The organism is Flammeovirga sp. MY04 (assembly GCF_001682195.2).
GTDB lineage: Bacteria > Bacteroidota > Bacteroidia > Cytophagales > Flammeovirgaceae > Flammeovirga > Flammeovirga yaeyamensis.
The window spans coordinates 1,085,530-1,111,648 of the sequence record NZ_CP003561.2; the positions used below are offsets into that span (position 1 = coordinate 1,085,530).

Here is a 26,119-nt window from a genome sequence, read left to right on the forward strand (position 1 = left end):
CCACCTTTACATTTATATTCTAGTTTATTTTTTATTGTCTGATCAATTTTAAATAAGCCGTTTTGCCTGTTGAAGTTCGAACTTTCAACATATACATTCCTGTTTTCCAATCCGTTGTTGGAATAGTGATTTTATCATCATCATCAGAAATTTCATGCATTAGTTGACCCGTTATACTGTAAATCTGAGCAACATACGACTCACCTAATTCCAGACCTAAGATAAATAATTGAGTATCTTCATCATCAACTGGGTTAGGATACGCTTCTAGAGACAAATCAATTTCTGATGAAACATTTGGATGAATAATAATTACTGGACCATAGTAAGTGAAATCATCATCAAAATCTACTTGCTTCAATCTATAGTATCCTTTAGACGACGTTAATACATCAATAAAGGTATAATTTTGAAGTGTATTGCTATTACCAGCAGCATTTACTTCACCTATAGTTTCATAGTTTCTTCCATCTACTGATCTCTCAATTTCATAATGAGATGCATTTTCTTCTGTGGCTGTAGCCCATTTAAGAGTAACTTCATCTCCTTCAATTTCACCTGTGAAAGATATTAATTCTACTGGTAAATCAGCACTAGGATCTACATACTCCTCTAAGGTTGCACCGAAATCAGAGAAACTGTTGATCTCTGCAGGTATTGTCGAGAGTAATCGTCCACCAACTCCTACTGTTGACCAAGTTGAAGTTATTAATTCCCAAACAGATGGATTAAAAGATTCATCATGATGTACAATAGTTCTATAGCCTTCGTTTTCTAATGTCAATGCAGATAGATCCTCAAAATACATTTCAATTGTTATACCACCATAAGAACCACCATTATCTACTCTATGAACATCCCATACATAAGAAGAAATAGCCATTGTCTTATCCTCTGATCCATCATTTACCACTACTTGAGCATTTGGATCGACATCCTTAAATTCAACATAATAATCTGTCGGATCATCGTCAACATTATTCAATCCTAATCTAGCCCATGTTGTTGTAGAACCTACAGGGAATACATAATAACTACCAAATGCTGTACTCAAGTTCTGTTTAGTTACTTTACCCACAACATAAGAAGAAGCATTAGAGGTGATATTACCCACTGCGTCCTGTAAAATCATGTGAGGAACCACTATTAAACCGCTTGTTAAAGTAAGGTTCGATTTAATTTGTAAATCTACTAGTGATGTTAATCCATTACTATTATTTATGATTATATGATTGAATACTTCCTCTCCATTAAATGTATTGATATACTGCGGTGTAGATCCATCAAAAGTAGTTTGACCAGTAGATGTGAAGTTTCCATTTGCATATTCATTAAACCATCTACCTCCAATATTTAAATTATAACCATTATCGTTTAATGAGACAAACTGACCTAGAATCTGTAAATCTCCTGCTATTTGAATATTGCTTTGGAAGGTTTTATTGCCAGTTCCATCAAAATATAGGTGATTAATAGTTTGATTGTTCAAAGTGATATTCTGATCAGAGCCATTTAAGTTCAAAATGAAATCATCTTCATATTGTACTGTTACTCCAGCCATCAATTCGAAATCACCTCCAACATTAAATGTATTTCCACCAATATTTAATGTACCATTGTCCATTTCGAAATTACCTTGAACATTTATATCTCCATCTAAATTAACCACTGATGTATTCTGTCCTTTGATATATAAACTATGATAATTCTCTCCGGCAGTTAGGTTAATATTACCTGTTGGTGTTTCTAATACCATAATTGAAGTATTAGGATAGAAAATACCATCATTATTTATTTTACCTTGAATACCCACTAATGAATTTTGAAAATCAACATAGCCAAACCCAGTCATATCTGATACAATATTGAACTCTTCTGAAATAATTAATTCGTAATCTGATTCTACAGGGTTTAATACATCCAAGTCATCCGTAGTATTATCACCAATGATAACAAAGCCTGCTTGTGGCAGAACATCTAAAGAGAATATTTTAATTGTTGGGTGAGATGATCTTAATACCGGAGGTAAGAAACCTGGCTGAGGTTGTCCTACAATAACGATAGCATTATCATCATGATCAGCTAATTCACCTGGGAATTCATTTGCAGGATCTGGCGTTGGTGTACCGTTAAAGTAACCCCAATGATCTTTATTGTTCCATGCTGCATGTCCACTACCCGGTAAATCTTCTGTTGCACTACCGATCCACACATATACATTTTTGGTATCTTCCCATACAATGTCACCATCTTCTTCGAAGTTATCTCCTTTTAATAAACCTTTGGCATCTACAAAATAAACAGTAGAAGCAGTTTGATTTAAAGCGTTATACTGTGCTCCTCTTAGGAAGAAGTTATGGTAGAACTTATAATCAAGTAATTTATTTCCAACTGTTGGAGTTCCAGATGTGGTGTAATTTTTAAAGTGGACATATCTTCCTGAAGTCGCTCCATATTGATATACTGTAAACGGCATCAACACATCAAAATTCGTAGGAACTCCTTCAATATCAACATCAAGGTTGACTGGATTAATCTGCACTCCATCATACACAATACCTTCTGCTCCCATATACTCAAAAGTGGCGTTAGAAGAATTCAATTGACCTCCATTTAATTCAAAGCCGTAGCCACCACTAGCAGGATTTGACCTTGTTACTATAGCATTATTCTGTAAGGTCAACGTACCTGTACACATTACTAACTTAGATTGATCACCCATTAATAATCTTGTATCATCAATAAATAAGTGACCTCCATTTATTTCTATTTGAGCATTTGGTTGTGTTCCAAAAATTAATTCAGAAGATTTTAAATCAAGTGTTCCGGATGTTACCGCTAAACTTTCCTCAATTCTTAGATTAGAAGATAATTCAAACGTATCGTTCATATCTGTTGAATTCACTTGTAACTTTTGGATTGTAGAAGTATTTGAAATATCGATAGTTTTTGTATTTCCATCTACTCCATCTTCGATTAAGACTAATGAATTATTATTTGTATTCATCTCGCCTGATACTGAAATATTCCCAGCGATATCTAATATTTCGTTATCACCTACTAATTCTAATGAAGCGGATGCATCAACTTGTAGGTCTCCAGTGATTTTTTCTTCACCATTTAATTGAAGTGATGTAGAAGAAGTGACAGCAATTGTCAACTTACCAAAATCAATACCCGCATTATCAATAAATTGAGCTCCATCTCCATTAGCGATGACTTCTCCACCTTGATTCTTCAAAGAACCAGTTACATTAGTACTCCAGTTTTTCTTGATGCCCACCTGACCATCTGTAGAGCCTAAATCTAATTGACCAGATAAATCTAAAGATTCTTCAATTTGTAAATCTACATCTCCATCTGAAGAAGAAATTCTAACAATAGCGGCTGTTTCAATAATTAAGTTGTTTGCATACGCTATTTGTGTATCAGAAATTACTGGCTGACGAGTTACAGGAGGAATTCTAACATCATCTGAACTTGTTGGTAATCCTTGATCTGAAGGTGACCAGTTATTTACATTGAACCAATTTGTATCTTCAGCTCCTGTCCATACAAATTCAGTTGGATTCACCCAATTAATCAAATTATATGGATCTCTATCATAATTTTCACCTGATAAAGCACCTCTAGCATTATAGAAATCTACTTGACCTGTTGTGGCAATTTGTTTCGAAACGTTGGCCGTACCATTAGATACTGATTGTATGAAATTGACATTTTCTATGGCACCTCCCGTATAAACACCTAAGTTTTCAGTAGCAATAAAATCTTGATCATTTTCGATTTTTAAAGCAACACCACCACGATAGTTATTAGAGAAAGTACCATCAGAGAAATTATAACCTAAATCGTTCGGGTCAATAATCGCATTTTCTCTGATCACTATACCTGGTAATGCTAAACCACTAATACTATAGTGTTGGATTTCGATATTACCATCTACTGTAAAGTAATAATAATCGTTTTCTTCAGCTCCAGATATTATTGCTGGTAAATTATCTGAACCTAAAATTGTGATATCACCTAATACATTAATTACGGCATTATTATTCATGAATAACTTTGCGTCAGCGAGCATTACATAAGCTGCACCTTCTTCAATATTAAAATGTCCATTATTTCCAATTGTGATTTCTCCTGTATTAGAAATTAGTTTTCCCTTTACTAAGTTTAAATCATAGTTATTAGAGATATTCAAATTATCATCTAAGGTGAAAATAGTTGAAGTTTGTCCTTCTATAACAAGGCCTCGAAACTTAGAACCATTCGTTCTTATGATTGCACCACTACCTGATGCATTCATTATATAATTCCCCCTTTCCAATATCAAACCATTATTGACCAACATATTACGATGAATAGTTGCCGTCTTGTCGATCATCTGAAATTCACCCTCTTGTATCAATAAATCATTTACAATACGAATATCAGAATTCGAAACATTCACCTGTGTACCATTCGGTTTATCGACTACTATGCTATAAAAACTATTGTCGTTGGTTGGGAATAAAGATACATTTTGATCCGCTTCTCCATCAAATGTGATCACTGAATTCTCTGATATAAAACGCGCAGATGAATTATTGTAAAGAAAATTTCCCCCAATATTTATATTTTGTTGATTGGCATTTAATGTTGATTCATTTAACCTCAAATACCCTTTTGCTATTAAATGATGTTTTAGCTTTTTAGTACTTGTACGATCAAAGTAAATATTACCATAAAAAATGGGTTGATTATTTTCAACTGTACGAATTATTTGATCAACATAACCAGTATATGAAACACTACTATTTTTATTCAAAGTATATGAATTAAACCCCACAGGAAAGTTATTTTCACCTTCCAAATCTAGTCTTTGATGTTCACCGAGTATAAAGCTTCCATTTGATGAACCTTTAATTTGATAAGTTCGAGCGAACAAAGAAGATACATTTAAGTCCATATCTCCCAAAATGCTCATATCAGTATTCAAATAATTGCCCTCTACTTTCGAAATAAAATTATCAAAGTAGACATGATCTCCATAGAAGTTTATATTTCCTTTGGTATTGAAAATAAAATTGGCAGAACCGTATTCGGAATTAATGATGTTATTGGAAAGACCATATCCATACCATCGATCAGAATTAATGATAACATCTCCACCGCCTTCATTTAAATAAAATTTGAAATGATCATTTTGACAATACACATAATTATTAAATACATATTTAGCATCAGAATGAAGTTGTTTTATAGTCCCACTGTTGAGATAAGCATTCCCATTCACAATGATAGAATCAGTTATAACATACTCAACACCATCAAAATGGACTTTACGAAATTCTGTATTTGTTAATGTTTGAGTTGACGTCCCACTCAGGTAGACATCTCCACTAGAAGAGGAATCAAATAATCCATTTTCACTAATAAATACATCTCCTTTAAATGTTACTTTATGTCCCTCAGGTAGCTTAATTCCACCACCTGATGTTAATTGGAAATTCCCATCAACAGACAGTTTACTTTGTAGAGAAACCGAAGCGTCGCCACTGATAGATAAATGATGAAAACTAGAATTGTTTTGATCTAGAACTACAGTCCCATTTGATTTTACTAAATCGATGGTCCCTAATCCAGGGAAAAAATTAGCTGATGTTGAAACGGAATAATTTTCACCAACAGTTATTCTTTCAGAATTCATTACCGTTATCATTCCACTTTCTAAACTTAAATCTCCCGATAATTCTAAAGCATCTTCAATAGTACTATCAATAATTAGCTGTCCACCTCTTACAATAAGACTTTTACATTGAGCTGTGCTATTTCCAGATATACTTGGGTAAAAATTGCTAGCGGATGTTTTAGAATTTATGATAACGTTATTTACTCCTAAGATTGGTACTTTTCCACTCGACCAATTATTGCCATCAAACCAATCGGTAGAAACACCTCCTTCCCAAACATAATCATTTGATATTGGCCATTGAATTAAGCCACTTCCCCCATTTCTTTGATGTGGATCATTTTCAAACTCTTCTCCTTTCAATGATCCTGTAATTCCCGATGAACCCACAAAATTAATAATACTACCTGCATCATCAGTTCTAGATACATTATAAAGTTGATCCGATGCATTGGGAGTAGAAGAATAATCGAATATTACATTGGATATATCATTAACTATTTCTGCATCAATATCTAAATACACACGTTTTGATAATTCATTATTGGTAGAAATGCCGGTAAATACACCTTCTGAAAAATTATTAATTGCATCTACGTTCGCATTTCTTGCTACCTGCACACCGTTATGAGCAAGCGACTTAAACTCATAATACTTGGCATGTATTGTTGCTCCATCTTGAACATCAAAAAGTAAGCGGTGATTATCTGTCGCTTTTTCAACAGTGCTCACTCTTGATAGTTGACCTATTTCTCCAACCACTTTAATTGTACCTTCAGCATAAACAGTTAATTTTGGCTGAGTACTTCCATCTTCATTTGTATCACTTGCATTCACCTGTAAATCACCGCCTTTTGAGACATCAAGTGTTCCATAGATATCCACAAATTCTATATTATCAGAATCAAGAATTTCAGTAGTTTCTCCAATATTTAATGTATAACCGTTAACATCAAGATAGGCACCTTGGTTTACAGTTAATCCTTTGGAGGTGTACAAATCGCTATTCATTTGATAGTTTACATCTGCATTAGACCCATTGAATTCAACTTTGTAAATTCTTCTTGATCCTTTATTTTTAATTGAATACGTCTTTCCTTTTTCTTTTCCATCGAATCTAACTGTAGCAGTTGATTTATTAAATCGTGCTTCTGATAAATCGAAATTACCTTTCACCAGAATCAATGCGTTTTTACTAGCATTTACTGCAACATTATTTTTTCCAATGATATTTTCTACGGTTAAATCCCCCCCTATCTTTTTTGTCCCTTTATTTATCAATTGAAGTTCTTTCACCACAAATTCGTCTGGAATTATTTGATCTCCTCCATCTAAAATAAAAGTAGATAAGGAGGCGTCATATGGCCCATTCAAGGAAATTTCTGATGCGCCTATTAAATGTTCATGATCCTTGAAATCTACCTTACCTGAATTTAAGTGTATGAAAAGTGAGTAATCCACATTTAAGGAATTAAGAAGATCTTTATGACTTTGTTCCTCAAAATTTAAATAACTAATCCTGTGATTATTACCAAAGTTTATGGACTGTGTAATAGCATTTTCATTCTTGATAGTTAAAATGTCTGTAGCAATTAATTGAGCTCCATCAACAGTGTTCCATTGATTACCTTGGAAGATGAAATCTTTGGTGATATTCATATTTACATCGGCTTCTATTTGAATATCACCGTTCACTAAATATGAATTAAATTCAAACTTCTTCTGTGCCTGACCACTTAATTTCAAATGATTAAATACCATTGATGATGATGTATTTATCAATTGTTCTCCATCAACTTCATTACTATTCAACGAAATTGTATTGGATGGATTCAAATATGTTGATACATATAAATCTCCACCAATTTCAATATCTACAGATTGATCATTTAAGGAATAACCGTCTTTAATTCTCTCCTCAAAATCACCTAAAATTTTAAGTGTTCCCGAATTTTGAATTTGAGTTTCTCCGCTTGTTTCAACATAAAGATGACCATAAGTCGGAAGGGTAGATATTGTTGTTTCTGCTGCTGTTGCAGATTGTAATCGGATTGTTGAATTTTTGTGTATATGATAATTATTAAAATTCGATGGTAGCAAGACATCATTGTTTTCACCAAAAATATAGTATATGTTTCCATCACCCAGCATAAATGAATTCGATAGAGAACCCGTAACTTTTGCAGAGTTACCAGCACTACCTTGTCGTCCAACCGCTTCTTCTCGAATGATGAAATCACCTGTGACCAGAAGATCATTTTGAATTGTTTTGTCACCTTTACCTTCAAATATTAAATGATGAACTTCTTCCAAAACTTTAGGCATCTTCCAATCATCACCATAATGTCTGAGTGTACCATTACCCCAATTAATTGATATAATATCAGTACTGTTTTGAACTTTAAGATTTCCTTTTAATGCAATTTCAAATCCATTTACATGAAGCGTAGCAGGGACTCCATAATTATCAAAATATAAATCACCCGCAACATTTATATCTTCAATTAAATCCTTTTTAGAATCATAAATACTTAGGTTATGATAGTCCAAATTGACAATTTCCTGAGCTATATCAGTAAGTGGTCGATAAGTAAATGTCCCTTCTGTAAGTCTATACAGAGAGAAACCCTTAGGATAATTTTCTATACCTCTCACCTCTACATTTCCACCTGTCATAGTAAAAGTTCCAGTACCTTTTAATGATGATAATTCGTTTAAGTATATTGATCCAATACCATTCAGAACTGTTACATCATTAGCAGTGATATTAACATTATCATGAAAAGTTTTATTACCGGTTCCTTGAAAAATTAAATTACCAAGTGATGCATTACCGTATATATTTTGAGAATTACCATTAAAAATAATTGTCCCTGAATGTGTAAAAGTACCACCTTTACTATTATCCAAATTACCTAAAAGATAAATAAGGTGATCGTTTCCATTTAGAATAGACGTAGCATTATTAAGTTTGATATTTTTATTCACGGTAATATTCCCCATTAAATCCATTGAGTTCTCAACTCCTAAGGAATAGAATTTCCCTCCTTCAATTTTGGCATCAATACTTGTAACTTTTGATTTCCTATATTCAAAAATTCCTATTGGCTGTTTCCATAGATGATACACTTTGATGTCGCTATCTGTCACATCATAAATGCCAGATTGAATAAAGAAAGTATTTACATTTAAAGTGTTATCAGATTGAACGATTGTTCCTTTTTGGGCATCAATAATTAATTCGTTGTACACATCATTTCCCGGAACAAAAGAATGGACCTTAGCCTCATTGGAAGTCATCCGAATAATAGATTGATTATGAATAAAATCACCTTCATTTACCCAATCCCCTTCTACTATTATTGAATCTGCTGAACCGCCAATAATAGTTCCTCCTGCATAAATAAAAACACCGCTAAAGATTTCTATTTTATCATTTAGGGTAAGTGTTGCTCCATCTTCAATTTCTATTTTATGGATTGATGCTATATTACCAGAAACTATTGGATCGTAAGTTGTACCACTTTTAATTATAGCATTATCATCTTTTGCTGGAACCACAGCATTACTCCAATTTGAAGCATCAAACCAATCAGAACTGTTTATTCCTAACCATAAATGACCATTATTTCCAATCCATTCAACACGATTTGCTAGATCAATCTCAAGCATTTTATTCGATCCTTTAGCATCATTAAAAGTTAGTATTCCAATTGAAGTATCTTCATTTATGATTGCATTGCTTGGTCCATTTCCGAAAGAAACATTCTCTATGATTGTTTCAAAAAGTTGTGCTCCAGATCTAACTGTTATAGATGCGTTACCAGAATTATTGATAAACAAACCATTACTTAAATTCTTTTCTGAATCAAGTGTAGACCCAGATTTAAACTCAAGACCATTGTTTGAAATATCGGTTATAATGTAATCTTTTGCAGATAAAAGACCATTGATTTCTATAGTATAAGCATTTCCATTATACCCTTCTACTGAGGCATAATTATTATGATCACCCACTACTCGTAAATGTCCACCTTTTTCAACTACCAAAGCACCTGATGTATTGTTGGGTAGCGCTAAAGTAGCACCAGCATTTACATATAATTCTGCTCCATCTTGAATAAGTAATTGCTTATTACCATTGGTCATTTCTATGGATTTCCCTTCCATAAACAAGGATCCAGATTGTAAAATTAAATTCCCAGTACTACCTTCCATTCTCAGGTCAGATTCCATTATATAAGTTGCTCCTGAGATAGGTTGAAAGATAATTTCGGTATTATTGTTTCGAGTAGCTACAGTAGAGTTTGAAAATTGTCTACCCATCTGGAAAACATGATTTTTGGTATTATCTTGAGTCATTAAATATAATTTTTCCACTTCATACATATCCCCCAACCCCATTTTAAAATCACCTCCTATATGCAAGTTGGCATTATTTACATCGACACGTCCCCCTGTTTGTATCCAATCATTCATTACATAATAATCAGATACACCTCCTTGTAAAGAAATCAAACTCGTTCCATCAATATTTAGATGTAGGTTATAAAATGTGTCATCTTCTTCGATGTTTTTAGCCCCACCTGAAAAATCAACAGTACCATTTTCATGAAAAAATGTACCGTTCAAACCATACCAATTTCCTGAAGAAAAAATGCTAAATCCATTGGCATGTAACGTAGATGAATTACTCATTTCAAAATCATCAGCTAAAGAAATATTTCCGTTTAATGTTACTTCAGAAGCATCAATAGTAAGACGATGAAAAGCTGTAGGATCTACAAATTGATTGGAGCCATTTAATGATACTTGACCTGTGCTTTTAAAAGTACCCTTGTTATTTATCCAATCTCCTTTTACAATGAATTCTTTATTCTCTGCATTGATGGTAGCTCCCTGATTATCAAAATCTTTTTCAAAAGTATAAACTGAGGCTCCATTAAAGTTTTTTACTCCTTCACCTGAAAACTGAACTCCTTGAAATATTGATTTATTGATATCATCAAATTGTATATTTTGAGCCGTAGCTCCTTTAAAATATACAATTGCATTATTATTTTGAGCAAAATCGTTACCCAATCCTGCATTGATAAAATCACCCTCTAATAATAAATCATTTTCAATATCTAATTGGCCTTTACTTGTACTTAAGTAAAGTAGATTCTGAATACATATTTCACTTTCAAAGATTACTTTGTATCCTGTATTGGAAATAAAAACCTCACTAAAATTTGAAATAGGCGATTGATTGACGCTTTGATCTTGAGTTGATGATTCAAAATAAACACCTCCATATTTTTGCTGAAATTGAGAATATTGATTCTCTTCCACCCAATCTCCTAAAACTTTGATATCTGAATAGGCGGTTACCATCATGGGTAAATTTTCAATTCCTCCATCAAATGAAATAGTATTGTTGACCTTAATCTCTTCTGTGATATCTATAGAACCACTACTTTTTAGGTCTAAATTAAAAAATGAAGACTCTTGAATTTCCTGTTTGGAATCTCCACAAAAAAGAACTGTGCTATTTTCCATTCCAGAAGGAAAATTGTTGGTATTAAATAACCAATCACCTTTTATATCAATTTGATATCCATTAGTTTCTAAACTTGCATTATTGTTTAACTGTAAAAAGTCACCATTAATTTTGATATTCCCAATTAACGATTTGTAACCACTTCCTGATATCCATAAATTACCATAAGTAATAGCCGGTAATGTTTGATTTTCATTTGCATAAAACTCAATTACTGATTGTGGGTCATCAAAATTACCTTTAAGATAATTAGGTAAAGTTGAGGAAATCCTAAGTTTAGTATAGTCAGTTTGATTCATTCCAATATTCACCTTTAAATCAGTATTTTTCAGGTCCACTTTTAATCTTTTGGATACTTCTCCATTGGGGTTATTTATCACTATATTATTAGTGTGAAAAGGATGTTCTACAGCAATAGTACGCTTAGAAGTAAGAGGTGTATTTGAAGTAAAAACTAATTTATCTACTATATAGGCAACATTTCCTTTTGCCGTTTCAATTACTTGGTCTTCATCCTGATTTTCAAAAATAAATGTTGCATTTGGAGCATTGATAATACCTGCATTTCCTATTTCATCCTCACTGTTATTTCTTAAGTCCCCGTATATATTGATTTCAACACCTGTGAGAGTAGTTAAGATAGATTCATTTATTACACTCAAAGAACCTTGTACAATCGTATTAGAAGTGACGTTTTTAGTCGAGGCATTACTTAACGATAAATTTCCATAAGTGATACTCGATACAATATTAATATCATTGCTGCTTTCATAAATAAAATGGGAATTCTTCGATAAATCATATTTTGAAAATAAGGGAACATCATCACCTTTTACGATAACTCTTGATTCATCAGAAACAGTTATTGTTCCTGTAGGGTTATTCATTTTTGCATCATCATTTATGATCAATGAATTTCCATTATTAATAAGTACATCTCCGTTAAATGTAATATCTAAATCACTATCATTATTGTTCCCCACATTTAAACTTCCTTGTGTTAGATGAAGTGTTACTTGACCAATTTCGAATGATGAGGTATTAAAATCTGATTCAACATTATAGGCATGAATATTTCCGTCTTTTGCATACCAAACTGAAGAATTAAAAGTCAATGCTGATAAAGTATTAAAAGTATCATTATAATTTAATCTTAAACTATTTATATGATGGTCTCCACTTCCTATATCTACTTTGGTTCCAAGATCATCATGGTTCACTGTTAATTCTCCTATTACAAAAAGATCACCTATTGTAGTTTTTATTCCTCCTCCTGAAAAAGTAAGATGATTCAATTGAACTTTTTGATTTCCAGTTTCTTTATCGACTGCAAATGGAACTTGTAATAATTGATCCCCATTACTATTTAAAACTATATTATTAGCTGTTGACTGAACTGAACTTTCATCATCAATAACAAAATTACCTTCTATTGAAATACCACTTTTAGGATTGAATACAGTGTTTTTTATATTAAAATCGCCAATTATAGATAACTGAGTATCATTTAAAATAACTTGATTCCCATTCTTATCAAATACAAGGTGATGAAATGGAATACTTCGTGATGATCCATTAGAATTTCGACCTTCAATAATTGATACACTTCCATTTTTTGAATTAAATACTACAGAAGAACCATTTTTTGAAGCATTTAAATTTCCATAATAATAAAAATTGTTTGCAATAGATAATTGAACATCATCCTTAATATTTAATGTTCCACCCAATTCTATAGAATGTATATATTCTATAGTTGATGACTCCATTATAGATGATGCTAATGTCATTTCATGACCTTCTTGAAGAATTAAATAAGCATTTTCTAAATCATTAATTATTGAAGGTTTTATTCCAGAACCATCTGCCTTGGAGTTCCAATTATCAATATCAAGTACTAAAAAGTCTCCATTACCATCTTGGTGGGTCGGATGAGAATAATAAGTTGTTTGCGCTTGAGCCAATGAAAAGTTGAGCACAATAGAAAAAAACACTAATAATACAATATTAGTCTTGTAGTTTATGAACATAGTTAGAAGTTTTTATTAAGTAACAATTAGATATTTGCAGCCTCTAAAGACCTTGTAAATTTATCTTATCGGATAATCAACCATGTTGACACAAGGTTTTTTGAGGTTTGTGAATCGTTCAATTATTGTTTTTGATTAATTACCAATTGTTACTCTGATCGTTAAGCAGTGTATTGGCTTAATCACAAATATATTTTATAAATAAGATTGCTCTTATATTATATTCAATTACATAAGAATTCCTTTGCTAGGTTGAATTACTGGAGGTAAATCTGTTTCATTTAACATTTCCTTCAAATCAATTTCTATGGTTCGACATAACGATAACATAGGTATATCATTGGCCATACCTTGAAATGGATTCTCAGAATAATCTCCTACTATTTCCATCATGATGTACATCCACCCCAAAAGAACAGTAATAGGGATAGAAATGATCATTCCCCAATCTCCAGAACCCATTAAAGATGGCATCATACTAAATGGAAGTAAGAGAACAAAGATCCCAATAAAATACCTACTCATGTTTGCGTATTGACGGGGTAAAGGAAACTTTTTGATTCTTTCGTTTTTCCCCTGTAAGGTATAAAAACTACTTAGTAATCGTGACATTTCCATATGTCGAAAATCTTCTATTAATCCCTTTTCTCTTAGTTTATGAAGTTCACGTGACTGTTCATTTATAATCTGAGTAGCAGTATTCTGATAAGCAATTAATCGATCATGTTCTTCCTTGGGTAGGTAATTTTTTAATTCCGATTTGGTTACTTCATCTGTAACTAATCCAATTCCAAAGTTTTCTTGATAATATTTAGCTGTTCTACCAATGTGTCCTTTCTGACTAATGTGCTCCCAAGGTGTTGGGGTAAGCAGTTGACTTCTATGTGCATATAACCAACCTAAGTGTCTGTAAACTAATCTTTTCTTGATAGCTTTAATATCCTCATCGGAAACTTTATTGTCTGTAAAAAAGTTAGTGATAAAACCATCTACATACATACCCCACGTTCTACTATCGTTAATAATTCCACCCCAAATTTTTCTGGCTTCCCACATTCTATTATAGGCTTGATTATTTTTAAAACCCACATAGAATGCCACTGCCGTACCAATAATTGAAACGGGTAACCAAGGTATAGTAAGACTGATATATTCTCTTGCGTATAAATAAGCAAAAACAGACATGAAGACAGTTAACCAAGCCAAATGGCCTCCAGACCATTTTAGTATATTTTTGATTGGTAAGGATTTAGTAATTATCATTTTTGAATGAAATAAGAGTTAGAGAGTTATATTCTTAAATAAATCTACAAAAAAAGGGCTGAATGAAAAACATTCAACCCTTTTCTGTAGTGATTTAATCAATTTATTTCAAACCAATTTTATTTCCTTTCCAATCTTTGTCCCAAGTATTTTTCAAAGGATGTGCTTCTGTATTCAACACATACTTCTCTAAATCAAACACTTCTGATGGAGCAAAGAATAAATAACAGTATTTCATTGTTTCAGCAAAGAAGAAACTTTCTAAAGTATCCCACTTCTCTTTTGTTTTTACATCTTTCAACTGAACGTAACCATTTTCAACTTGACAATATTTCTCGATGCTTTCGAACATCTTCTTACCTTGATCATAATACTGCTTGTCGCCAGTTGCTCTCCATACATAGTAAGTAGATTCGATAGCTTCAGGACGCATCATGTAGTATTCAGCTCCTTCGTAGAAAGGCTGCATTGTAGTATAATCTACCGCTTCTGGCTCAATGCCGTCTTTGAACCACATTTTTGCAATTGAAGCTTGTAATTTTTCTGCTCTATCTGTAGATCCCTCAAGTACATAACATAAGTTCCAGAAACAATCCAAAGCACCAAATCTTGTACTGTGTCTTTCACCTGTATTCATATCAGCCCAACCAATCCAATACTCACCAGGTACTGAAGTTGTATCTACTAAATATTTATTGATCGCATCTCTTGATACATTGTACCACTCCAAGAAATCTTCATCACCGAATAATAGGTAACCTTTTAATAAGTACTCATAGTAAGCATCAATACCTCCTGAGATGTGTGCTCTTGTATCTGCCCACTCGCCTGTATCTTGATCAATCCAAGAACCTTGTAAACCTGTTTTACCTCTTCTATCGTAAGCTGCTTTGATACCTCTTTTACAAAGGTCATAGTATTTTGGATTTCCAGTAATTTTAGACAAAGTACCATATTCCAACATCATAGAACCGATTTCACATGGGTTCGTTCCTTGTCCACCAACTTTACCAGTTTTAAGGTTGACTAAACGATAAGGAATACCTGTTGGCGAATCGAATACTGGCAACATTCTATCTGCAAGATCAATGGCTAAATCCAAGAATCTTTGATCTCCATCTAATTGATAAGAAGAAATCAAACCACCTAAAATACGGATAGCAATTTCGAATTGTTGAACGTCTAAGTCTTTATCAAAGTTTAATTCTGTGAAGATTAACTCTTTACACTCTTTCATTTCATCTTCTAATCCCATTAAATACATGGTAGAAAAAGCATCTACTGGAGTCATTAGTAAAGATTCTGCATACCAATTATGACCTTTTTCAGAAATTGGATTTACGGCATCTAAACCTTTTGCATAATCCATATACGCTCTCCAACCCTTTTTGAAAGCCGTTTTCACTCTTTCCTGATATTCAAGCTTTTCTTTATCAGAAATCTGATTTGTCTCCTTATTTTCGTTGTTTGTAGTTTTTGATCCACATGAAGTGAAAATCAAAGAGCTAAATGCGACCAAAACCATGGCCGAAATAGATTTAATGAAGGTAGTTCTCATTTTTATTTATGGTTTATGGGGTTATACCCTTGATTTATTTATTAGATTTATTTCCAAATTTTCCTTATTTCATTTAGAAATAACTGATGTTGACTTTTAGAAAAATCATAAAATTCAAAATCACCTAAATGGGTATTGTCTTTTTCTATAATTAGTACTTTCGCTCCTTCTTGCAATGCAATGGTATGCCAAACATTCACAGGAATATTGTAGGTAATGCCCTCTTTCATTTCTTCCATATCATAAGTAATATGATCGTTTTCAATATTTGCAGAGACTAAAATGGCTTTGCCCGAAATTAATAAAAAAGCTTCATCTGTTTGATGATGTACGTCTAATCTTTTAATATTTTCTGGACGGCTTGCTTCTTCATAATTTAATTGAGCAACTTGCCAACCTTCTCGAATCAAAAAAGGAGAATATCCTTCTTTTTCGTGTATATATCTTTCAGTAATCATCTTCTTAATTTTCTAAAATCCTATCGACTACTAATTGTCTAAATTCTTTGGTAAGCATTGCAAAATAAGCAGTAAATCCAGTTATTCTCACTACTAAATCAGGATATAATTCTGGATTCTCATGTGCTGCAAGTACTTGTGATTTATCCATTATATTGACATTGATTAATGTACCTCCTAATTCAAAATGAGTTTTGATAATTGCCCCAATAACATCTGCATGTTCTTGTTTGGCTAATGTAGGATCCAATTCCCATTGCATAGGTGCTGTGTTTCCAAAGCCAGGCTGAACTTCTGCAACAGCTCTCGCTAGTGCTAAAGATCCGCCATCAATCACAAATCCTGGTGTTGGATTGGCTCCGTGATTTATGGGTTGATGTGCCTTTCTTCCATTTGGAGTTGCTTGAACTGCTTTTCCTAACCCTACTGTATTGGCCCAAGAGAATAATCCTGGTATAAAACAATATCTGTTATCTTGAGTAGATTTAGATTTAACTTCTTTGCTGAAAAAAGCACTAATTACTTTTGCCCATTGATCTCCGGTCGTATTCCCTTGTCCATATCTTTCTGAATTCTGAAGTAAAAGACGAATTCTTTCACCATTTTCATCTTCAAAATTTGTTTGCATATGATGAGACAAGTCGTTCCAATCCAAGCGATGTTCTTTTTCTATCCTCTGTTGTATTGCAGCGAACGAATCTGCGACAATGGCTATACCTGCACCATCAATTGATAAATTGTAATACATAGCACCATCATCACTTACATCTTTTCCTTTCTCAAGTGGACCATAAGAAAGTAAATTAAGTATTAGCTCTGGTTCATTATATTTTTGATATTTAAGATGATGAAGAATACCATCTGCAGCTGTTTGAATCGCTATCGACAAGTGAGATTTAAAGTTACTCCATAGTTGAGCTGTTGAGTTTTCTTGATCACCATTGATCATCTCCTCAAAAGACACTTCAAAAACTTTGGCCATATTCACTTTTACTAGATCGTTCATGGTATATTCCAATCCAGGAAGTGACATCCAATTACAACCCACTGCAATTCTTTTCCTAGCTAAATCTTCAGAATAACCGTTTTTCATGAATCCGGCAATTAAGCCCTTATCACCTGAGAAACGTGGCCAAGCATTTTTATTTTTGATTAAATATTCTAGTGATTTTTGATAAAGTGCCTCGTTCATATGATCATGCACTCTCACTGTTATATTTAATGATGTATTTATTTTGTCTGCAGCATCTAAGATTAAGAAAGAAATTTCTGATGCAACGTCTCCTCCATTTCCATCGGGGCCTCCTAATTGCCAATAAATGGGATCGTTAATCAAGAAACAAGCAAGGAAATAGATGGCATCATCTTTTGTAATTAATCCTTGTTGAATATCATTTTCATAAAATGGCTGCAAAAGTGTATCGATTTGTCCACCTGCTCCATCTCTATTATACGTTCTTGAGGCTAGATGATACCATATAATCCATTGACATGCTTGTCTTAAGGTTTTAGGAGGTTGATGTATGATTGCTTCATTAGTTTCTTTCATTTGAATCAAATTCTCCTTTAATTCTGGAGATTTTTCTTCCTTGATTTTAATAGCAATATCATCAATATGACGTTGAATCCAACCTTGAATGGCTTTAATTGCCTTTCGGTGAGCCGCGTAAAACTCATTTTGCTCAGCTGAAGAGTTTATTTTATTATTACTATCAATTTTAGATAATAAACCATCCCAACCGAGTTGTAATCCTAAACTAAAGTCTGGAGCAAAATGGGCATCATCACCTATACCATGAATGATATCATACTTTTTCTGATTTTCCTCTAAATGAGTATAGGGATAATCAGGATTCCATTTGTTTGGACGCATTTTAGACATAAAGTACATCCAACGCCCAGCAAAAGCATCATTTGCATCTATATAAGTAGGATGGTTATCCATTAAATTACAGAAATTCTTGGTCCAACCATCGGTACCATAAAATGAACCATCTTCATGATTTGGAATAATTTCCCAAGCGTTCTCCTTTGGAACTGCTATTCGTCCATAATCATCTTCATCCAAAAGACCTTCTAAAGCTATCTTTTCTTTTGTCTGTATGGCCTTTTGTTTCTTTAGTTCAGTTAATCTTTGTAAGTAAATTTCTTTCATTTTCTATATTGTTGAAGCTGCTTGTTCCATGTTTCAAAATCAGCTCTATTTATTTCATTTTCTATTTCAAATGGATTCTCCAAACCCAAGTTTTTATATTTCTGATTCCCTAAAGTATGATAAGGGTTCAGTTGGTAATTAGTACAATTTTCAAGTGATGATACAAACTGTATTAATTTTTGAATTTCTTTGTCATTATCATTTACTGATGGAATTAATGGAGTTCTTAATTCATAACTATTTCCAGTACTATCTAATTTTTTGATATTCTGAAGCACCTTATCATTATCAATTAAAGTCCATTTTTTGTGTTCCACTGAAGTCATCAATTTGAGATCAATTAACCAATGATCTACCAAGGGTAAAAACTTCTCAATAGTCTCCCACTTCATCGAAAAATTACTTTCAATACAAATATGTATTGACTTCGATCTTAAATATTGAATACATTCATACAAAAATTGATGTTGAATTAATGGTTCTCCACCAGAAAAAGTAACACCACCATTAGATTTCGCAAAGAATGGTAAATCCAATTCAATTTGCTTAAATAAGCTATCTATTGTGTGATACTCTCCGATCTTATGCATACTTCCGGAATAACACACCTCAGAACACTCCATACATTGAGTGCATTTAGAAGCATCAAAGTGAACTTTACCGTTATTAACAAATAACGCTTTTGGTTCGCATACTTTAATACATTCCAGACATTGAATACACTTATTTTCTAAACGCTCAATTTCTGGTTTTCTCAAAAATGTTTCGGGGTTATGGCACCATGCACAACGCATATTACAGCCTTTCATAAAAACCACAGAACGTATTCCTGGTCCATCATGAATTGATAATCGCTGTATTTTAGTTATAACCCCTTTCATTTATATTGTATAGTTATCTATTGAAGTAAAACTATTTAAGTGTATCTTTTTCATTTATCTATTTACATGACAAATATACTGCATCTAACTTAATAGGATCAAAAATAAGTTGTGAACTATAACGTGTATTTTGTGTACTATTTCGACATTAATAAAGTATTAACACAAAAAAAGTGATGACCTCTTGAGATCATCACTTTTTTGAGCCTAAAGTTTGACTTTAATTTGGCAGATTGGTAGGGAATTCTCCACATTTCATGATACTTCCGTCAGAAGACCAAATTTTAGGGTAAACAACATTACCGCCGCCTCCTTGGCCAAACTCAGGGTCAACTACTACTCCTAGTAATTCTCCTAACTTTTCGCCTGGAATATAATACTTAGAGTTTGAGCTATCCCAAACAAGGATGTCATCCAAGCTAACAGATGTTGTGGTTTTTCCCATTGAAAAACCTGAGTCAGGAATACTAACACATCCTACATCAGCTTTCAATTCTTGATTGTATGTAGATCCTGAATCAATTTGGATAGAATAATTGTCACCATCTCTATTATACGATGTCACATCTTGTGTATATTCTGCTACTACAGTTGTTGCTGCAGTACCAATTTCAACAGATGTTCTTATCACAACTTCAATATTATTAGAAGAGGTATTAAATTGTAGTTGAACATTAGGATCACCAAATTCGTCTGGTGCAGGGATTTCATCCGTTACAAAATAGACGTAATTAACGTCTCTTGGATCTGAATCATCGTCGTCATCACATGAAAATAGACACACTGACAATAGCAGTAAAGTAGCTAATCTTGCTATAAGTTTCATTGGGTTAAAATTAAGTTTCATTTAAAAATTGGTAATTAAATGTATAGACAAAAAATGATTTATATATCTTTAAATCTCTATAAATGTGAGACTTATGTGATTACTACAATACTTTTATTAAAAGAATAATATTTCAGTTTACTGATTTACAGCTAATTAAGTTAATGTAAAAATAAAGGCTGTACTAATAGTTGATTAGACAGCCTTTATAAATTGATTTATAACTATTTACGGAATTACAATTTTTGTAGTCTCACTGTTTTTACCATTTGAAATCGTCAAAATGTAAACTCCCGAAGTAAGGTGATCTGGAGTGGTATATGTTGATGTTGTATTGACATCTGGTGCTTCTATCACAATATCATGATTAATTACTACACCATTTTGATTGTATAAAACTCCAACTATAGGTTGAGCAGGATTTACGTTTCTGACTTCCAATTTTAATTTCTTTTTTGACTCTGTAACTGTCGGATACACTTTAGCTGAGAATTTATCTCCAATATCCTCAAAAGAAACAACACCGAAATATTCAACTCCTCCATCAAAATCATATTGTGCCAAACGATAGAATTTACCAGAAACGTTTTTATCTAAATACTGATACTTCAAATTAACATCGCTGTTTCCCGAAGCTTTTTCAGAACCTATAACATGCCAATTCTTTCTATCATCAGAAGCTTCTATATCAAAATGGGATGAGTTAAATTCTAAGGCAGTTTCCCATATTAATAGATTTCCGTTTGGATTGGTTTGGCCTTTGAAATAGATGAGTTTTACTGGGAGATCGATGTCATTGCAAATTGAGCATCCTTCATCACAATTACCCTCTGAAACAAAAAGTTTTATGTATCCACAATTTTCTATTACAGGTGTATTACTACATTTTAACTCATTATATATTCTTAATATACCTCCATCACCATCATCTACATTACAATCCCCTCCTGGAGTTGAAGCACATAAATCAATATTTGGACTCACACCGCCATCAAAATTATAAACTTCCAATACACCACAAATTTTTATATTTGGAGTATTTTGAGTGTAAAATAAACTTGTTAGTATTAAGGTTCCCGTTTTTTCGACATATAAGCTAAGCTGACTTTGTCCATCAATCTCACCAATGGTTGCATCTCCCTTTATAATTACATCGTACAAAGAAGAACCTGAATTTTGTATTCTCAATAGATCGAGTTGTAATTTTGCAGATTTTTCTACTTGAAATAAACCAATATTAGAAGTATAATACACTTCATCTGCTCTTAAATCAGCATCTCCCGAAACTACTAAGTCAACATTATTACCCAAACTTATTTCTGATATTTTAAACCATGCTTTAATATTTGAGTTAAATGCAATAGATGAATTTTGTTGTGCTTCTAATCTGTAAATGTCAAAATAAAATTTATCTTTTTGATCATCAATATTGATTTCAACATTCACATTCATATCAATTTTTACAATATCATCTGATGTCGGAAAACCAGTAACAAGTTGACCATTATTATTATACCATGGGCCATTTTCCCAATCCTCCGAATTATTGAAAGTAACCGAATATGGATTATTCTGATCTGGGCTTTTCAATCTATATGTTATTGGAGCAGCTATAACAGAACTCATAGTACCTGCAAAAAAATATAATATTATAATGCAGGTTAATAGTAGATGTTTTCTCATTTTAGTACTAGTTTATTTTCGAATAGGTCTTAGAGTTATAAGTTCAAATCTTACTAAACTATAATTATTCCATATTATTCTTAGAATAGTTAATAAATGATAATGTGAATAAATATTCATTATATCATTAAGAATTAACTAGTTAATCGTGTAGTACATAAAAAAAACCACATGATTTTTTATAGATATCATGTGGTTTATAAACTTAAGTATATAATGTTATGGAACTACAATCTTAGTAGTTTCACTATTTCTTCCATTTGAAATCATCAACAAATAAACACCGGAATTAACAATTTGAGGTGTTGTGTAAAAAGTGGTCATATTTTCATCCGGTTCGTTTACTAAAATTTCGTGATTTATTACTGATCCCATTTGATCATACAAAACAGCCACTACAGGATAAGCAAGATTAATATTTCTAATTTCAACATTTAATTGTTCAGTAGGGTGAGTAATCGTTGGGTATACTTTAGCTGAAAAATCATTTCCTACATCATTAAATGATACAATGCCAAAATATTCTTTTTTGACATCAAAATCTACTTGTTCTAGACGATAATATGATCCTAAATTCTTTTCATTATGATATTGATACTTTCTGACTACATTACTATTTCCAAATGCTTTTACGGTTCCAACCGTTTCCCAATTTTTCCTATCATTAGATACTTGTACATTAAAATGTGAGGCATTTTGTTCGGTCACAGTCTCCCATAATAATTGATGTCCTGTAGGTGTTAATACTCCTTTAAAGTATGTAAGTTCAACTGGAAGATCCACATCTCCATCACAAACTGCACAGTCACAGCTAGAGCCATTAACTGATATATAACCACAATTATTTACCTTAATGTTGTTCCTACAATAAAAAGAACCACTAATAATCAAACGTCCACCTTCTCCGTCATCTTGAGTACAATCTGTACCTTTAGATCCACACATATTAATGTTTAGTCCATTTTTAGCACCGAAATCATTAATTAACATTGTTCCACAAACATTAAGATCTAAATTGTTTTTAGATTCAATTACTTGCTCTAATTCCATGTAAGCATCTGTATCAACTCTAATAGAAAAACCTGTTTGCACGGAAAGTTTATTGAAAATAGCACTTCCCCCTATGTAAATGTCATCAAGATTATTTCCTTTAGTCTCTGCATAAAACCCATCTTTGACATCTATTGCAGAAGTTTTAGAGACAGATAATTTGGCTGTTTTGGCTAAATAATTAATCACATTTGTCACTACATTAGTAGTTCCTGTAATAACAATGTTTACATAATCTAAACTAAAAGTCCCGATGGAAATAAGTATATTCTCATTTCCGATAATTTTTATTTCTTCTGCTTTATTATTAATTGGGGCAGTAATACCTTTGAGAGTGAAATCATCAAATTCATTAGAAAAGTCTAAAACTAAACTCTCTTTTTCTCTTAAAATAACTGTAGATAAATCTGAAGGATAAACGTTCTCAATAATGTTTCCAGCGGCATCGTACCAAGTGTGTTTACGCCATTTTTCATAAGATTCAAATGTAAATACTCTTGATTGGTTCGAAGTTTTTTCACTTATATAAAAATCTCGTTGAGTATTTGAAAAAGTATTGAATGATATAAAAAAGAATAAAAGAAAGACAAGGTTGACTAAATGTAATTGTCTTGTCATTTTGTTTGTCGTTAAGTTTACAAATTAGGTTTAATAGACATTCGTCTAGTAGAGAGCATTCTAATTTTGTTCCAAGTAGCGTATATCAATTGTTAATAAAATAGAAAAGAGTGTTTTATTAATTAAAACACTCTAATCAAAAATTTTACACTCTGTTATATAGATTTATTATAATAAAAAAACAATAAATCATTAACATAAACTCAATTATCCGAGTGAAGAGAATAAAAATTATTTCCAAACCAAAAATAAATTTAATCCTCCAGTCAACTTATTATTGATATTTCCAGCACCAGGTACATAAAAAACAGGGTAATCATCTGGAACAGAAGTATACGGAACATACGCTAACCTTAAGTTTAAGATGAGTTTAAAAACATTGGAAATTGGAAAATCTATTTCAAAGTTGGGTTCTATTCCAAAGGAAAATATTCCATTTTTCGAAAATTCTCCTTGGTGATCTCCAAAAACTTCTCCTTTTATAACATATTTACTTTTAACTCCATAATAAGCAAAGATTAAATTAAGATAGGATTTAATTTTTGCTTTTTTATCTCCTATCCCCGGCTTAAAATAAAATCCATTCGTACTATTGAAGGTAGTATTTGGGAAACGAGTATCATTTCTAACATAACTATAACCAAAAGGCATTTTGAGAACATAATTACTATCTTTAGCTACATAATAATAAACTGGCTCAATAACAATTCCCTTTCGTTCTTTACCAATATTATTGTAAACAGTTTTTGATAAATCAATACCAAATTCATGATAAGATTGAGCTTTAACATCAGATGTATTAAAGTTAATTAGCATGGTAAGACTAATTATAAACAGTAATGGAGTAAAGTATTGGATATTCATTATAGACATGTTCAATGTAAACATCTTTAAATGTAGTTTGAGATTCAGATTTCATATCTTCGATATCTAATACATAACCACATGCTTTCGATTGGAAATAAAAATTTCTTTCATATGATATTGTTAATGTATCAGTATTGTTCTCTATATCAGTGAAAACAAATGAAGTCGTATCAGATACCAATGAAATAGAGAAGTAATCAATAATTTCTATAGATTCATATTTTCCATTTCTTAAGACTTCCACTTTATTGAAATGGTCTTCCAAATGTCTTCCATCCTCGTTATATATCGATACTTTTGGTTCTGATGAAACTCCACATTCTTCACAACTCGGTAATAATATAGAAAAACAAAGGAGGAGAAATAATTGCTTTTTCATGAAATTGAAGAGTAATATACTTTTTAGTTCGTTTCAAATAATAGACAATTAAGTTAATTTGTAAGACAATAAATAATAAAAAAAGGTTACTTTTTAAAAAAAAGTAACCTTTTCGATGATCAATGTATTTTACAATGAGTTTTCCTTCACCCATTTTATTAACTCATCTTTTTCAGTAAATGCCATACCTGTCACCGTATCGGCAGCACCATAATAAACAGCAATCCTTCCTGTTTCTTCATCATGTAAAGCAGCACAAGGGAACACAACATTTGGCACATCTCCCATACACTCGTATTGAGTTTCAGGAGTTAATAGATAAGGTTGAGATCTGTATTTTACTTTCCAAGGCTCTTCTAAATCTAAAATAGCAGCACCCATAGCATATACATATCCATTACAAGAACGAAGTACCCCATGATAAATCATTAACCAGCCTTCTTCTGTTTCAATTGGAATAGGACCTGCCCCTATTTTCATACATTGCCAGGCCGATTCTTCAAATGGTGCTGGCGACATCACATGTCTATGTTCACCCCAGAATTTCATGTCTGGTGATTGTGAAATAAAGATATCTCCAAATGGTGTATGTCCCGTATCTGATGGTCTAGAAAGCATCACATATTTATCGTTGATCTTTCTTGGGAACATCACCCCATTTCTATTGTATGGAAGAAATGCATTTTCACATTGGTGGAATGTTTTGAAATCAAATGTATAGCCAATACCAATAGTTGGCCCATGATAACCATTACACCAAGTCACCCAATACCTATCTTCTATCCAAACTACTCTCGGATCATATTTATAATCAGAATGAATCATTTCTGTATTTCCAGAAACCCACTCTATTGGTAATTCTTCTATTTTCCAATTAATGCCGTCTTCACTAAATCCAGCATGAATATTCATTCTTCTGCATTTATCATCACAACGGAATACGCCTGCATAGGTACCATTGAATTCTACAACTGCACTATTGAAAATACTATTTGAATTGGCTATTGCATTTCTAGGAATAACGGGGTTTTGGGAATAACGCCACATGACGTCTTTTGAACCTTCTGGACGAGGTTCCCATGGGAAGTTTTTCATTTTCTTATTTATATATTGATTTAAAATCTGCTCTCAAAATCAC

12 protein-coding genes are annotated in these 26,119 nt (G+C 32.3%); all 12 read right to left on the reverse strand.

Annotated elements, in window-relative coordinates; genetic code table 11:
* Nucleotides 1-31: 31 nt before the first annotated feature.
* Nucleotides 32-13,243 carry a T9SS type A sorting domain-containing protein gene (locus MY04_RS24320; RefSeq protein ID WP_066215163.1) on the reverse strand — a complete coding sequence of 4,404 codons (13,212 nt, stop codon included), beginning with the start codon at nt 13,241-13,243 and terminating at the stop codon, nt 32-34.
* A gap of 228 nt (nt 13,244-13,471) precedes the next feature.
* On the reverse strand, nt 13,472-14,506 hold the full coding sequence (locus MY04_RS24325; protein WP_066215165.1) for a bestrophin family protein: 1,035 nt from the start codon (nt 14,504-14,506) through the stop codon (nt 13,472-13,474).
* Between the two features lie 103 nt (nt 14,507-14,609).
* Nucleotides 14,610-16,064: a glycoside hydrolase family 47 protein gene (locus tag MY04_RS24330; protein ID WP_066215166.1), complete on the reverse strand. Its 1,455-nt coding sequence runs from the start codon at nt 16,062-16,064 to the stop codon at nt 14,610-14,612.
* 47 nt (nt 16,065-16,111) lie between these two features.
* Complete coding sequence (locus MY04_RS24335; protein ID WP_084006111.1) at nt 16,112-16,522, reverse strand: hypothetical protein; 411 nt, start codon at nt 16,520-16,522, stop codon at nt 16,112-16,114.
* 4 nt (nt 16,523-16,526) lie between these two features.
* Nucleotides 16,527-18,677 carry a pyruvate formate lyase family protein gene (locus MY04_RS24340; protein ID WP_066215168.1) on the reverse strand — a complete coding sequence of 717 codons (2,151 nt, stop codon included), beginning with the start codon at nt 18,675-18,677 and terminating at the stop codon, nt 16,527-16,529.
* Nucleotides 18,674-19,558, reverse strand: coding sequence for a glycyl-radical enzyme activating protein (locus MY04_RS24345; protein WP_084006112.1), 885 nt, complete (start codon nt 19,556-19,558; stop codon nt 18,674-18,676). Before MY04_RS24345 ends, MY04_RS24340 begins: the two co-directional genes overlap by 4 nt.
* 220 nt (nt 19,559-19,778) lie before the next feature.
* Nucleotides 19,779-20,384, reverse strand: coding sequence for a hypothetical protein (locus MY04_RS24350; protein ID WP_066215172.1), 606 nt, complete (start codon nt 20,382-20,384; stop codon nt 19,779-19,781).
* A gap of 228 nt (nt 20,385-20,612) precedes the next feature.
* Nucleotides 20,613-22,067 carry a T9SS type A sorting domain-containing protein gene (locus tag MY04_RS24355; RefSeq protein WP_084006113.1) on the reverse strand — a complete coding sequence of 485 codons (1,455 nt, stop codon included), beginning with the start codon at nt 22,065-22,067 and terminating at the stop codon, nt 20,613-20,615.
* 219 nt (nt 22,068-22,286) lie between these two features.
* The gene (locus MY04_RS24360) at nt 22,287-23,735 is read right to left on the reverse strand and encodes a hypothetical protein (protein WP_066215177.1); all 1,449 of its coding nucleotides are present in this window, start codon (nt 23,733-23,735) and stop codon (nt 22,287-22,289) included.
* 231 nt (nt 23,736-23,966) lie between these two features.
* Nucleotides 23,967-24,551, reverse strand: a complete 585-nt coding sequence (locus tag MY04_RS24365; RefSeq protein WP_066215179.1) for a hypothetical protein — start codon at nt 24,549-24,551, stop codon at nt 23,967-23,969.
* Between the two features lie 7 nt (nt 24,552-24,558).
* Complete coding sequence (locus MY04_RS24370) at nt 24,559-24,981, reverse strand: DUF6452 family protein (RefSeq protein ID WP_158297895.1); 423 nt, start codon at nt 24,979-24,981, stop codon at nt 24,559-24,561.
* Nucleotides 24,982-25,110: 129 nt separating this feature from the next.
* Entirely contained in the window at nt 25,111-26,076 is a 966-nt protein-coding gene (locus tag MY04_RS24375) for a glycoside hydrolase family 130 protein (RefSeq protein ID WP_066215186.1), read from the reverse strand.
* Nucleotides 26,077-26,119 lie beyond the last annotated feature (43 nt).